The 11,685-nt window shown below is 61.1% G+C and carries 15 protein-coding genes; 4 read left to right on the top strand and 11 right to left on the bottom strand.

What is annotated here, in order from left to right; genetic code table 11:
- Positions 1-37: 37 nt before the first annotated feature.
- Positions 38-790 (bottom strand): glycerophosphodiester phosphodiesterase family protein, encoded by a 753-nt coding sequence (locus tag ACS5Q1_RS05105; protein ID WP_473097173.1) that lies wholly within the window; start codon positions 788-790, stop codon positions 38-40.
- Positions 787-1,257: a RidA family protein gene (locus ACS5Q1_RS05100; protein ID WP_473097172.1), complete on the bottom strand. Its 471-nt coding sequence runs from the start codon at positions 1,255-1,257 to the stop codon at positions 787-789. The genes ACS5Q1_RS05105 and ACS5Q1_RS05100 overlap by 4 nt, the downstream gene beginning before the upstream one ends.
- A 125-nt stretch (positions 1,258-1,382) precedes the next feature.
- Here ACS5Q1_RS05100 and ACS5Q1_RS05095 point away from each other — a divergent pair, with 125 nt between their 5' ends.
- Positions 1,383-2,222 carry a cell envelope integrity EipB family protein gene (locus ACS5Q1_RS05095; protein WP_473097171.1) on the top strand — a complete coding sequence of 280 codons (840 nt, stop codon included), beginning with the start codon at positions 1,383-1,385 and terminating at the stop codon, positions 2,220-2,222.
- 13 nt (positions 2,223-2,235) lie between these two features.
- Here ACS5Q1_RS05095 and ACS5Q1_RS05090 read toward each other — a convergent pair whose 3' ends face one another.
- Together ACS5Q1_RS05090 and ACS5Q1_RS05085 are read right to left on the bottom strand one after the other, a co-directional pair.
- Entirely contained in the window at positions 2,236-3,504 is a 1,269-nt protein-coding gene (locus tag ACS5Q1_RS05090; RefSeq protein ID WP_473097170.1) for a DNA polymerase IV, read from the bottom strand.
- Between the two features lie 12 nt (positions 3,505-3,516).
- Positions 3,517-3,807, bottom strand: coding sequence for a DUF3572 domain-containing protein (locus ACS5Q1_RS05085; protein ID WP_203443956.1), 291 nt, complete (start codon positions 3,805-3,807; stop codon positions 3,517-3,519).
- 100 nt (positions 3,808-3,907) lie between these two features.
- Here ACS5Q1_RS05085 and ACS5Q1_RS05080 point away from each other — a divergent pair, with 100 nt between their 5' ends.
- Entirely contained in the window at positions 3,908-4,291 is a 384-nt protein-coding gene (locus ACS5Q1_RS05080) for a response regulator (RefSeq protein WP_203443958.1), read from the top strand.
- Between the two features lie 529 nt (positions 4,292-4,820).
- Positions 4,821-6,659: an adenine deaminase gene (locus ACS5Q1_RS05075; protein ID WP_473097169.1), complete on the top strand. Its 1,839-nt coding sequence runs from the start codon at positions 4,821-4,823 to the stop codon at positions 6,657-6,659.
- A gap of 6 nt (positions 6,660-6,665) precedes the next feature.
- Here ACS5Q1_RS05075 and ACS5Q1_RS05070 read toward each other — a convergent pair whose 3' ends face one another.
- From ACS5Q1_RS05070 to ACS5Q1_RS05055, 4 genes are all read right to left on the bottom strand, one after another.
- Positions 6,666-7,475: an alpha/beta hydrolase gene (locus ACS5Q1_RS05070; protein WP_473097168.1), complete on the bottom strand. Its 810-nt coding sequence runs from the start codon at positions 7,473-7,475 to the stop codon at positions 6,666-6,668.
- A gap of 34 nt (positions 7,476-7,509) precedes the next feature.
- A complete protein-coding gene (locus ACS5Q1_RS05065; protein WP_473097167.1) occupies positions 7,510-8,631 on the bottom strand; it encodes an FUSC family protein in 1,122 nt (373 codons plus the stop codon).
- A gap of 76 nt (positions 8,632-8,707) precedes the next feature.
- Positions 8,708-8,890, bottom strand: a complete 183-nt coding sequence (locus ACS5Q1_RS05060; RefSeq protein WP_473097166.1) for a hypothetical protein — start codon at positions 8,888-8,890, stop codon at positions 8,708-8,710.
- Between the two features lie 85 nt (positions 8,891-8,975).
- Entirely contained in the window at positions 8,976-9,203 is a 228-nt protein-coding gene (locus ACS5Q1_RS05055; RefSeq protein WP_473097165.1) for a hypothetical protein, read from the bottom strand.
- Between the two features lie 279 nt (positions 9,204-9,482).
- On the opposite strand from ACS5Q1_RS05055, the gene ACS5Q1_RS05050 reads away from it, so the two are divergent.
- Positions 9,483-10,061: a hypothetical protein gene (locus ACS5Q1_RS05050; protein WP_473097164.1), complete on the top strand. Its 579-nt coding sequence runs from the start codon at positions 9,483-9,485 to the stop codon at positions 10,059-10,061.
- A gap of 102 nt (positions 10,062-10,163) precedes the next feature.
- Here the strand turns inward: ACS5Q1_RS05050 and rpmG are convergent, their stop codons facing one another.
- The 3 genes from rpmG to ACS5Q1_RS05035 form a co-directional block, all read right to left on the bottom strand.
- Positions 10,164-10,331 carry a 50S ribosomal protein L33 gene (gene rpmG, locus ACS5Q1_RS05045; protein ID WP_009491004.1) on the bottom strand — a complete coding sequence of 56 codons (168 nt, stop codon included), beginning with the start codon at positions 10,329-10,331 and terminating at the stop codon, positions 10,164-10,166.
- 166 nt (positions 10,332-10,497) lie between these two features.
- The gene (locus ACS5Q1_RS05040; RefSeq protein ID WP_473097227.1) at positions 10,498-11,223 is read right to left on the bottom strand and encodes an NUDIX hydrolase; all 726 of its coding nucleotides are present in this window, start codon (positions 11,221-11,223) and stop codon (positions 10,498-10,500) included.
- On the bottom strand, positions 11,195-11,680 hold the full coding sequence (locus ACS5Q1_RS05035) for a DUF983 domain-containing protein (RefSeq protein ID WP_473097163.1): 486 nt from the start codon (positions 11,678-11,680) through the stop codon (positions 11,195-11,197). Before ACS5Q1_RS05035 ends, ACS5Q1_RS05040 begins: the two co-directional genes overlap by 29 nt.
- Positions 11,681-11,685 lie beyond the last annotated feature (5 nt).

Below are 11,685 nucleotides of genomic sequence, written 5' to 3'. Positions count from 1 at the left end.
ATTATGAGCTAATCACTCGGCGAGATCCTTGCAACCATCAGGGCAGGAAGCCCTCGAAGACCATCTGGTCGGCATGCTTCTCGGCCCGGGCGCGATCTTCCGGGTTGCGCACGGTCCAAGTCATCACGGGCAGGTTGCTCAGAATCCGGCTGAGATGGGTCGAGGCACAGGGGATGTCCTTCACGCGCCAGGACAGGAAGTGCGGCTGCGTTTCCGAGAAATGCAGAAGGTTTGCCATGCGGTGCTTCTGCTCAGGGGGCAGGAAGCTGTCCGATTTGGAGGCGTATTCCAGCTCTCCGATGAAGCCACGCGTGATGTCCGGTGCGTTCTCGCGCAGATAGGCCACGATGTCCGGATCGAACGACTTCACGACGAAGGGGCCGTTGTAGTCAGCCAGGATTTCGATGACCCGCTTGGTCAGCCGCATATCGCCGTTGAACTTGCTCTTGATCTCGATGACTAGGGGCGTGCGTCCGGCAATTGCGCCGAGGTAGTCCTTCAAAGACGGAATCTTGTCTCCGTCCGTGGCGCCCGCGATGTCGATGTCGGTCAGGGCGGAAAGCTTCCGCTCGACCACCAGCCCGGTCCCGCTCGTGAGGCGGTCGAGCTCGAAATCGTGGAAGACGATGGCCTCGTTATCGGCGGTCAGCTGAACGTCTAGCTCGATGGGGAAGCCGCGCGCGATGGCGGCCTCCGCGGCCGAGATCGTGTTCTCGATGATGCCGTTGGCTTTGTTATGAAGGCCGCGATGGGCGATGGGCTTCGCGACGAGCCAGCTCGGGGTGCTCATTTGACTTCGAACATTCCTTCGACTTCGACACAGGCATCGAGCGGCAATTCCGCGACGCCGATGGTGGAGCGAGCATGGCGGCCCGCGTCGCCCAGAACCTCGACCATCAGGTCCGAGGCGCCGTTCATGACGGGGGCGAGGGCAGCGAAGGTCGGCACTGCATTGATGAAGCCGCCGAGGCGAACGCAGCGCGTGACCCTGTCGAGATCGCCGATCGCCGCCTTGAGCTGGGCGAGCAGGTTGATAGCACACAGGCGTGCTGCTTCCTGGCCGACCTCGGGCGAGATTTCTGCGCCGAGCTTGCCCTTGTGGGCGTCGGCCAGCTTGCCATCAAGGCCGAGGCAGAGTTGCCCGGAAATGATGATCAGGTTTCCAGTCCGTACGAATGGGACATAATTCGCAACCGGCGCGGCTGGCGTCGGGAGAGTGATTCCCAGTTCCTGAAGTTTCTTGTCGACTGCGCTCATGGAAGCCTCATTCCGTGACATCATCCGGACGGAGTAGTGGCGGATGAGCCGTAAGGACGCAAGCTTGAAGATTGCCCTGTCCGCAGGAGGATCATATCTTGGCTCGCGTCGGATCTGGAGAAGATATGCGTTTCCTCTTTGCGGCCTCTGGCTTGTCCATCGCTTTGCTGGCTTCTGCTTTTGCGGAAACGGCGAAGCCCTCGGTTCAATTGGTACCTCACAGAGCGGTCTATGATCTCTCGCTCCTACGGGCCGGTGGTTCAAACGGAGTCGACAATGCAAGGGGGCGCATCGCCATGGAATTCGGCGGCGATGCCTGCGATGGCTACACCCTCAAATACCGGCAGGTCACCATTCTCAATAGCAGCGAGACGGGCTCGAATACCCTCGATATTCAGACCGCGACCTATGAGACGGGTGACGGCCGCTCGATGCATTTCAAGTCCACGGCCTTCCGTCAGGGCATGATCAAGGATGGCGAGGTCGACGGCGACGCCAAGCTCACGCCGCAGGGCAGCCTCAACGTCGATCTGAAGCAGCCGAAGAGAAAGGCATTCGAGGCCGCGGGCGAGACCGTGTTCCCGACCGAGCACCTCAAGCGCCTGATCGAAGCGGGGCGCCGGGGTGATAGCACCCTGTCCGTGAAGGTCTATGACGGTTCTAACAAGGGTGATAAGGTTTACGACACCCTGGGCTTGATCGGACGCAAGATCGAGGCGGGGGCGGCAACAGCCTCCCTTGAGGATGTTGCCCAAGGCGAAAAACTCGCCTCGGTCGCACGCTGGCCCGTCACGATCAGCTACTTCGAGGAAGGCAAGGCTGACCGGATGCCGGTCTATACGATCTCATTCGAACTCTACGAGAACGGCATCAGCCGCAATCTGAAGCTCGATTACGGGGACTTCGCCTTGAAGGGCGACCTAAAGAGCCTGGACATGCAGGTGCCGAGCCCCTGTCAGCGCTAGGATCGACGCTCCTCTAGGGTTTGCGCAGCACAATCCCCTTCTGCACGGCGTCAGCCCCGAACTTGTCGCGGATCTTGTCGATGGCGGCTTCCATGTGGGCCTGCCGGACCACGCTCTGATCGGCGAGGTCGCCCTTGTCCGCATCGGCGGCATCACAGAGATCGGCCGCGCCGATGCCTATGAGGCGAAAGGCCGTGCCGTCGCAGGCCGCCTTCAGGAGTTGCCGTGCTGGATCGAACATGCGGGCGGCGAGCTGGGTCGGAGCGAGGCCGGATCGCGTCCGCGTGAGCAGACGGAAATCCTTGTCCTTCAGCTTCAGGGTCACGCTCTGCCCGGCAAGGCCGGCGGTCTTGAGGCGGCGCGAAACCTTTTCCGAGAGCCGCCACAGGATCGGCTCCAGATCCTCGAAGGAACGCAGATCCGTCTCGAAGGTCGTCTCTGCCGAAATGCTTTTTGTCTCCCGTTCCGGGTTGACCGACCGGCGGTCATCACCCCAGGCAAGACGGGAGAGGCGTTGGGAGTCACGCCCGAGAGCCTCGAACAGGATCTTCAGCGGCACGTCGCGCAGATGCGAAATCCGCGTCACGCCGACCTTGGCGAGCCTGTTCTGGGCGGATGCACCGATGCCGGGAATGATCCCGACCGGCTTGTCGGCGAGGAAATCCGCCGCCTCCTTACGCCCGATAATGGAGAAACCGCGGGGCTTCTGGAGGTCCGAGGCGATCTTGGCCAGGAACTTGTTGTAGGACAGCCCGACGGAGATGCTGATCCCGATCTCCTTCTCCACCTTATGGGCGAAACGGGCGAGGGTGAGGGCAGGGCTGCCATGATGCAGCCGCTCCGTCCCTGTCAGGTCGAGAAAGGCCTCGTCGATGGAGACGGGCTCCACCAGCGGGGTCAGCTCCCGCATGAGCTGGCGTACCTCACGTCCGGCCTTGCTGTATTTCTCGCCGCTCGGTTTGATCACCGTGGCATGGGGGCAGAGCTTGAGCGCCTGGAACATGGGCATGGCCGAGCGCACACCATAGGTGCGTGCCACATAGCAGGCCGTCGAGACGACCCCGCGCTTGCCGCCGCCGATGATGACCGGCTTATCAGCGAGGCTCGGATCGTCCCGTTTTTCCACAGCCGCGAAGAAGGCATCGCAATCCACATGGGCGATGGATAGGCTGTCGCGCTCCTTGTGCCGCAGAAGGCGAGGGGACCCGCAGGCCGAGCACCGTTCCGCCGTGGGGCTGGCGGCCAGGGTCAGGCAGTCACGGCAGAAGGGCGCTTCACTCATGGCCGGTCGGGGCTACTCGAACTCGGACGGCGAGAGAGTCCAATGGGCCTGCATGATGTGCTCGGGCTTGGTGTTCAGCTCCTTGGCGAGTGCGATCAGCAGCGACTCGTCGGAGACGACATAGTCCAGGATCCCCGCGAAGAACCCAGGGGACGAGGCGGCTGAGCGGATGGTGTCCGGGCGCAGCCCGGAGACTGCCAGGAATCGGCTCAGACGCTCCTCGTCGCTCGTCAGAAGTGAAAAAGCGCCGAGTGCGACATTTTCGGCCTCCTCGCGGGTAACTCTTTTTAAGGGAGTGTTCATGCTGTCAATTTGCATTTCATCAATAGGTTTGGATCTAACTATACCATCAAATGAACCATTGGGCCGGTGAAGTACATCCGAAGCCCCGGGGATAGCGGCCATGAAGAAGACTGTGCTCATCGTTGAGGATAACGAACTCAACATGAAGCTCTTCAACGACCTCCTCGAGGCCCACGGCTATGCGACTTTGAAGACCAGCCACGGCATTGAGGCCATGGAACTGGCCCGGGCGCACAAGCCCGACCTGATCCTCATGGATATACAGTTGCCCGAGGTCTCGGGCCTCGAGGTAACCCGCTGGCTTAAGGCCGATGACGAGCTGAAGTCGATTCCCGTGATTGCCATCACGGCTTTTGCCATGAAAGGCGACGAGGAACGGATCCGGGAAGGGGGCTGCGAGGCATATATGTCCAAGCCGATCTCCGTCTCCAAGTTCATCGCGACCGTGAAAACTTATCTCGAAGCCGACGGCAAGCCGACATAACTGGGCCGAATCCATGGCAGGACCCGAGCCGAAGCTTCAAGAGACTGACTCATCTCGTTGAGATGACTTAGCTTTAACTTTTTTGGGAAAATGCCGCTTTTTGGCCACATGGGTGCTTGCATCGCTCCATGTTTCCTATACGTTCAGCCTAACTTTCCGCTGCGAGCGGAAGAAATGCCCTACGGATGCTCAGGTCCGCCGCATCTCCTGGGACTTCGGGGGCTCGGCCAGCCTGGGGGCAGATCGTTGCCTCCTCAACGCTGTCCCTGGCTGGCCACCAACTTCATTTCTAGTTTTCTAGTGTAGGGCGCCGAAAGGCGCCTTTTGTTTTCGCTCCCAGGCCAGCGGTTCGAAGGGGCGGCTAAGCATCCGAGCTTCAGATCGATCAGTTTGTTTTCCTATTGGATCCGAGCTTAGCATTAAGAAAACATGCCGTTGGGGAAGATTTGTCTCTCGGCCTGAACTGAGATGCGGTTGCTGGTTCATCCTGCTACCGTGGGACAACATTGTTCAAACGGGATGAGGGATCATGGACCATCGCACACCTTCGCTGCCGCCCAAATCGGCGCTGACCCGCTTTTCCGTGGCTTCCCTGTCGACCATGACCCGGCGCCTCGCAGACGTCGCCTCGGGTCGCGCTCCTGCCGATCTCGTGATCACCGGCGCCCGTGTGCTTTCCACCTACAGCGAGCGTATCGCGCCCGAGCGGGAGGTCTGGATCGCCGGCGGACGCATCGCAGCCGTGAAGCCGGCTGGTGCGTATCGGCAGGTCAAGGGAACGCCGGGCCGTGTCTATGATGCGAAGGGCGGCATCGTCGCGCCGGGCCTTGTCGATCCGCACATCCATATCGAGAGCAGCATGATCACCGCTTGCGCCTATGCGGAAGCGGCGCTGCTCAACGGCACCACGACGATCTTCTGCGACAGTCATGAGATCGGCAACGTGATGGATGCCGCCGGTATCGAGATGATGCTTGAAGATGCCCGTCACGCGCCGCTTTCCATCTTCCTCACGGTGCCGAGTACAGTGCCCGCGACCTCGCCGGACCTGGAGACGGCCGGCGGCGACCTTACGCCGGACAAGATCGCAGCTCTGTTCGACCGCTGGCCCGAGGCCGCGGCGCTCGGCGAGAAGATGGATTTCGTGCCCGTCACCATGGGCGACGAGCGCAGCCACGCGATCCTCGCAGCGGCCCTGGAACGCGGCAAGCCCGTTTCCGGTCACATCTATGGACGCGAGTTCGTCGCGGCCTATGCGGCGAGCGGCGTGACCGATACGCATGAAGCCATCGACCGGGATATCGCCGACGATCTGCTCGATGCGGGCGTGTGGATCTTTCTCCGCGGCGGCCCGCCCACGACGCCCTGGCATTCGCTGCCCGAGGCCATCAAGACCATCACTGAACTGGGCTCTTCGCATAAGCGCATCTGCGTCTGCACCGACGATCGCGATGCCGACGATCTCATGCTTTTCGGCATGGATTGGGTGACGCGTGAAGCCCGCCGCGCAGGCATGAGCCGCGAGCAGGCCTGGAGCATGGGCTCACTCCACCCGGCAACGCGTTTCGGCATGGACGGCGAGATCGGCGGGCTCGGTGGTGGGCGCCGTGCGGACGTGGTGCTGCTCAACGATAATCTCGAAGTGCAGAACACCTGGTATGGCGGCGAGCTCGTGGTCGAGAACAAGAAGATCACGCCGGTGCTCGATGAAGCGTTGTCCAATCGCTATCGCTATCCCGCGGAGGCGTATCGCACGGTTCATGTCTCGAAGCGGCCGAAGCTGATCCCGGAGCTGCCCACATCGCCCTGCGGAGCCAATGTCATCCGCGTTGCGTTGCCGGGAATCGTGCTCTTCCATGACAAGGTGCAACTCCAGCCCGAGAAGGATTGGGATACGCTGCTCGCCAAGAACGATCTCACTTTCGTTTCAGTGATCGAGCGCCACGGCCGTACGGACGGCGCCGGAATAGCCCATGGCCTGCTCAAGGATTTCGACCTGAAGAGCGGCGCGGTCGCGAGCAGCGTCGGGCACGATTCCCACAACCTGATCGTGGCGGGGACGAACGAAGGCGACATGCAGGTGGCCCTCGATGCGATCATCGAAGCGCAGGGCGGCGTTTGCGTGGTGGATCAGGGCAAGGTTGTCGCCATGGTGCCGCTGCCGATCGCCGGCCTTCTCTCCGACAAACGTGTCACGGAGGTGGCGGAGGAGACACGTGCTCTGAAGACAGCGTGGGAAAACGCGGGCTGCAAGATCCCCTATATGGGCTTCAACCTCATCCCGCTTTCGGTCATCCCGGAAATCCGCATCACCGACAAGGGCCTTGTGCTCGTGCCGGAGATGGAGCTGGTGCCGCTCTACGATTGATGAGCATCAGCGCGAAGCGGCAGCCTCGAATACGGCCACCGCTTCGCGCATTGCAGCCATGAAGGCCGGATGATCGTAAAGATCGTTGTGGCCTACGTCCGCAATCGTTCGATCGAGAATGAGATTAGGGATGGCGCCCCGCAGGGGCGCGCTACGATGCGCCGGAACGATGGTATCGCGGCCAGCCACGATCATAGCGGTGGGGGTCGGCTGATCCTTCACCAGATCGATGACAACCATCTGATGCCGCAGGAGCAATCCCGTCGGCGCCCAGGAGAAGTGTTCTTTCGCCAAGGCGTTCAAGGAATCGAAGGGCGTGACGAGGATCAGGCCGCTCACGGAGCGATGGTGTGCCAGATAGGCTGCCACGCCGCTGCCGATGCTGAAGCCGATGGCAATGACGGGACGCGAGTGTTCCTGCTTCAGGTGATCGAAGATCGTCAGAGAGTCGGCAAGCAGTGCCTTTGCGCTCGGCCCGCCGGTGCTCGGCGAATAGCCCCGATAGTGGAAGGCGATCACTTCATGATCCGGAAAGAGGCCGTGAAGATAAAGCGCTACGGCATCCGCATTCCAGGCGTTGCCGCCGAAGCCGAGCAGGAGAGGTTTCGAGTTTGATGGAACCCCGAGGCGCACGCCGATGAGGCGATTGGCATCACGTGTCGTTACCTCAAGCCGCTCGGCCGCGGGAGGCAACGGTGGTTGGTTGGCAGCTGCCATCTGCGTTGGAAAGAGCATCTTCGTCTGGAACAGTGCTGCAATCAGCACCATGCCCGTATAGAGGAGCGTGACACCAAGAATGAGGGTGAAAAACCACATCGGCGCTGACCTGGATTTTCGAACCACGGGCAACTCAACTCTCCGCAGCCTCGTTTGTGCGCCCCAAGGCTAGCTCCTCGGTGCGGGCCAGCAGGTCGCTCAGGTTCTTCTGAAATTGTTCGAACGCGAAGCCTAAGGCAAAGACCTGCCCGAAGGTCTTTCCGGGCAATTCGCGCGCCATGACATCGGCCCTCAGCGCGTCCGCCTCGCTGGTGAAGGCGTCGAGCGCAGACCGAAATGCCACATCCTCCGGCGGGTCTTTGCACTGCTGGAGGGCTTTCGCGAGGTTGAGAAGGAGGTCGCGTGCTGCCCGATGCAAGTTGGTGAGCGAGGGGCCTAGCCGTTCGAGTACGGGTGCGGGCAGGGGACTGGAGGCGGCACGCCCGATCATCACGAGGTCATGGCGAACCCGGTATAGAGTGCGGATGAGCGGCTCCGGATCGGGGGCTTCGGTCAGATGGCTCTTTCGTTCCCGCGCCGCTTCTTCGGCGGCAGCCTCCGCCTTCTTCAATGCGGCGCGGATCTGAGGATGCAGTTTCTGTAGCGCCGAGCGTCCCTTCGGTCCTGCCGTCAGCTCATCAATGAAGACTGAAACGAGTTCCGCGTTGAGCGACACAACCTTGGCCGCAGCTTCGGTCATCAGGGTATGCGCCCGAGCAGGCAGGACAAACAGAGAGACGGTCACACCGACGATATTGCCGAGTGTGATCTCCAGGACCCGATCGAGAGCGGAGGCCAGCGGGCCGATCGCCTGCCCCGTCGGCGGCAGAAGCATGATAAGCGAGGTGATGGGCGCGACACGGAAAGCCGGCTTGACCGCAGCCAGAAGCGCCAGCGGAAACAGTGCCACCACGATGGCGAGTCCCAAGCTTAAAGGCGAACCGTGAGGAACGAAGGCGGCGACGAAGCCGCCAAAGATAGCGCCAGCCAAGGTTCCGCTAAACCGCTCGATAGCGGCCTTGAGGGAACCGCCGACGCTTGCCTGCATCACGACGACGGCCGTGATGACAGCCCAATAGCCCTGCGGTAGATCGAAGATGCGCGTGATGGCAAAGGCAAGTGTTCCAGCAATGGTCACTCGCAACGCCAGCTTCAGTTCCGCGGGACGTGTTTTGATACGGTCGCGTGCCCGTTCGATCCACCCTGAGAATGCCATGCGATTCTCCGAATGCAGAGCATAGAGGGTGGCTCGTTGGGCCGGCTACGGGAAAGACGATCTCCTGAGGAGAGCGCTACTCGCGCGGCAGCTCAACCAAGCTCGATCCGCAATCCTCGCAAATGCCGAGAGCCGGCGATGCGATCATCTGCGTCGTGCCGCATTCCGGGCAGCCTTTCAGCGCCATATGAAGAGATCCCTGCATCTGATGTGCACTTTGGCGGAATGCCTCACTCACTTGGACGGCCTGCTCAAACATGGGCGCCTCCCTTGAGGACCTGATGCTGCATCTCTCGGAAGCAGTGGTCAATCAAGCTTTCTAGGTAGTCAGGTAGCCTTCCCGTTCAGATTCGCGTGCTGCGACCGCGTCCTAGAAAGTAGAAAAGCAGGACAGCGACCACCGCAATCAACGCAATGATCCAAAGCCAGTCCGTTCCTTCGCCTGCCGTGGTTCCTGACGGAGCGGGGGGCGCCGTTCCGGGCGTCCCGCTTGGAGGGGTTTGGGCCATGGCAATGGCGCTCCAAGCCACCAGCATCATCGTCAGAGCGGACGTTTTGATTGTCTCCAGCATCTGATCTCTCCTCGGCCTCTTGGGCTCTGAATCAACGTTTGGCCAGAAAGTGGCGTTCCGTCAGCCAGAGAGATGGGCCGAATAGTGAAAAGGCACGAAGTTGAGGAGAGATTCAGCAAATGAACCTCCAGAATTCTCATGAAATAGAAAAATAATGGCTTGTTGTCATCACGAGTCGACAAGAAGTGATTTGAATTCCCCGGCCAAGCTGTGAACTGAACAGAGAGTAATGAATTGATCGATCGACGGAGGTTTGCCTAACCTCTGGGGAGACTGATCATGAAGAAATTGACTGTGCTTGCTGGCGTTGCCTTGATCACCTTCTCAGCTATCGGTTCGGCCGAGGCTCAACGTTGGCGTGGTGATGGATGGCGTGGCGGCTATTATCCTCGTTACTACCGTAGCGGCGGCTGGGGCAATGGCGGCGCGGTTGCTGCAGGTCTCATTGGCGGAGCGGTGCTCGGCGGCCTCATCACCGCAGCGGCGACCCCGGCCTATGCCTATCCGGGCTATGGCTATGGTTATCCGGGCTATGGCTACCCGGCCTACGGCTACGGATACGGTGGTCCCGTCGCTTACAACTACCCGGCCTATAGCTATCCCGCCTACGGTTATTATTCAGCCCCAGCCACGCGGGTCGTCTACGGACCAGCCCCGGTCTACAGGACGCGCGTGGTTTACCGTGATCCGGTCTACCGGACCAGGATTGTCTATCGGCAGCCGCGTGTTGCGAGCCGTGTCGTCTATCGGGACCGTGGTCGGGTAGTCAGGACCGTCCGGCGCGATGTCGTGACCACCGGATCGATCGGCCGGCGCGACGTCCAGCGGATTCGCAGGATCCAGGGCGTTTATCGCTAAAACAGCAAAAGGCAGACCTGCTGGGACTGCCTTCCTTTCGTAACCAACAAAAAACCGCCCATCGCGGGCGGTTTTCATTTTGAGCAATTCTGCCGGAAAGCCTTACTTAATCTTGGCTTCCTTGAACTCGACGTGCTTCTTCGCGACCGGGTCGTACTTCTTGAGATTGAGCTTCTCGGTCATCGTGCGCGAGTTCTTCTTCGTCACGTAGAAATAGCCCGTGTCGGCGGTGGAGACGAGCTTCACTTTGATCGTTGCGGCTTTGGCCATGATCGGGACCTCTTGTTCGGTTCGGCGGTTCGGTTCGCCTCAAGGCATGGCCGAAACGCAAAGGCCGGGCGAACCCGGCCGGAAAATCGTTTGGTTCCCATGCCTGATTATCGGGAGACAGTCAAGGGTGAAGGGCAGGAAGAGGCGGAATTCCTGCCTGCCAAGTTTACAGCAGTTCCCGTACGAAACGGCCACGCTGCTGATGGTAGAAGGGGACCGGTAGCTGGTGGCTGAAACCGGCTGCAATCCGGGCTTCCAACTCATCCAGAATGACATTCGTGATCGGGGGCAGATCCAGGGTCTTGGCCTGGGCAATAGTGAACCAGTCCAGCTCCACAAGCTCGGCCTCCGGCCCAACCACGCCATCGACCTCGTCGGCAATGGCGGTGCGGTCGACGGCGAAGAATCGGGTGTCGAAGCGCCTCACGCGCTTGGGTGGCGTGATGGCCCGGCCGATGAAATGCAGCCCCTCTAGATCGGGAAACACGCCCCGTTCCTGAAAGGCAGTCCAGGCGGTGGCTGCGGGGGGGCTGTCGGGACCTCCATAATCCTTGGTTCCGAGCAGAAGGCCCGTCTCCTCGAAGGTCTCGCGGATGGCAGCGAGCGCTAATGCCCGGCTGCGCTGGGTCGAGGGCCGGGTGACCCGGGCCATCAGCGCCTGCTCGGCGCGGGGATGAAGGGCGCCCGTCACGATCATGGATCGGTCGCCGGCTTCGATGCGCCCGCCGGGAAAGACGAACTTGCCGGGCATGAATTTCAGGCCCTCATGCCGCTTGCCCATGAGCACCTTCGGGTTTCGGCCCTTGCGGTCGATGATGATGAGGGTCGCGGCGTCGACGGGGCGGAGGGTCGGGTTCTTGGGATTAGATTCGGCTGAAACGAGGCGATCCATCCTCGCCAAGGTCTCGGTGTCCGTCACGTGCGTTGTCCTCGTCGGCGTTCTTGTTTCGGGCGGCGCCGAAGCCATGCATACCTAGCGCGTATTGCAGCCCCACGACAGCGCCTTTCACCGGCTGGAGCAGGGCGAGACATAGGATCAGCGTGAGGGCGGGCCAAGTGGCGAGGTGCACCCACATGGGTATCTCGAGCTTGGTCTCGGTCATGAGAATGCCATAGCCGACCAGGTGGCCGACGATGGTGATGACGATATAGGGCGGCAGGTCGTCGGCCCGGTGATGATGGAACTCCGTCCCGCAGGCCTCGCAATGATCCGCGACCTTGAGGAAGCGGCCGAAGAGACGGCCTTTGCCGCAGGCCGGGCAGCGGCCCAGAAAGCCGCGCTTCATCGCGGGAACGGCCTTCACCTCCTCTGCGATGGCGGGTGAATCGGTCTTAATCGTCAAAGACATCCATA

The organism is Microvirga sp. GN3, assembly GCF_055792825.1.
Note: the sequence above shows the minus strand (reverse complement) of the source record. Positions and strands in the feature narration are given on the sequence as shown.

Bases quoted from the DNA above. Each gene is read 5' to 3' on its own strand.
- ACS5Q1_RS05105 (WP_473097173.1), bottom strand. From the start codon at position 790: ATGAGCACCCCGAGCTGGCTCGTCGCGAAGCCCATCGCCCATCGCGGC.
- ACS5Q1_RS05100 (WP_473097172.1), bottom strand. From the start codon at position 1,257: ATGAGCGCAGTCGACAAGAAACTTCAGGAACTGGGAATCACTCTCCCG.
- ACS5Q1_RS05095 (WP_473097171.1), top strand. From the start codon at position 1,383: ATGCGTTTCCTCTTTGCGGCCTCTGGCTTGTCCATCGCTTTGCTGGCT.
- ACS5Q1_RS05090 (WP_473097170.1), bottom strand. From the start codon at position 3,504: ATGAGTGAAGCGCCCTTCTGCCGTGACTGCCTGACCCTGGCCGCCAGC.
- ACS5Q1_RS05085 (WP_203443956.1), bottom strand. From the start codon at position 3,807: ATGAACACTCCCTTAAAAAGAGTTACCCGCGAGGAGGCCGAAAATGTC.
- ACS5Q1_RS05080 (WP_203443958.1), top strand. From the start codon at position 3,908: ATGAAGAAGACTGTGCTCATCGTTGAGGATAACGAACTCAACATGAAG.
- ACS5Q1_RS05075 (WP_473097169.1), top strand. From the start codon at position 4,821: ATGGACCATCGCACACCTTCGCTGCCGCCCAAATCGGCGCTGACCCGC.
- ACS5Q1_RS05070 (WP_473097168.1), bottom strand. From the start codon at position 7,475: ATGTGGTTTTTCACCCTCATTCTTGGTGTCACGCTCCTCTATACGGGC.
- ACS5Q1_RS05065 (WP_473097167.1), bottom strand. From the start codon at position 8,631: ATGGCATTCTCAGGGTGGATCGAACGGGCACGCGACCGTATCAAAACA.
- ACS5Q1_RS05060 (WP_473097166.1), bottom strand. From the start codon at position 8,890: ATGTTTGAGCAGGCCGTCCAAGTGAGTGAGGCATTCCGCCAAAGTGCA.
- ACS5Q1_RS05055 (WP_473097165.1), bottom strand. From the start codon at position 9,203: ATGCTGGAGACAATCAAAACGTCCGCTCTGACGATGATGCTGGTGGCT.
- ACS5Q1_RS05050 (WP_473097164.1), top strand. From the start codon at position 9,483: ATGAAGAAATTGACTGTGCTTGCTGGCGTTGCCTTGATCACCTTCTCA.
- rpmG (WP_009491004.1), bottom strand. From the start codon at position 10,331: ATGGCCAAAGCCGCAACGATCAAAGTGAAGCTCGTCTCCACCGCCGAC.
- ACS5Q1_RS05040 (WP_473097227.1), bottom strand. From the start codon at position 11,223: ATGGATCGCCTCGTTTCAGCCGAATCTAATCCCAAGAACCCGACCCTC.
- ACS5Q1_RS05035 (WP_473097163.1), bottom strand. From the start codon at position 11,680: ATGTCTTTGACGATTAAGACCGATTCACCCGCCATCGCAGAGGAGGTG.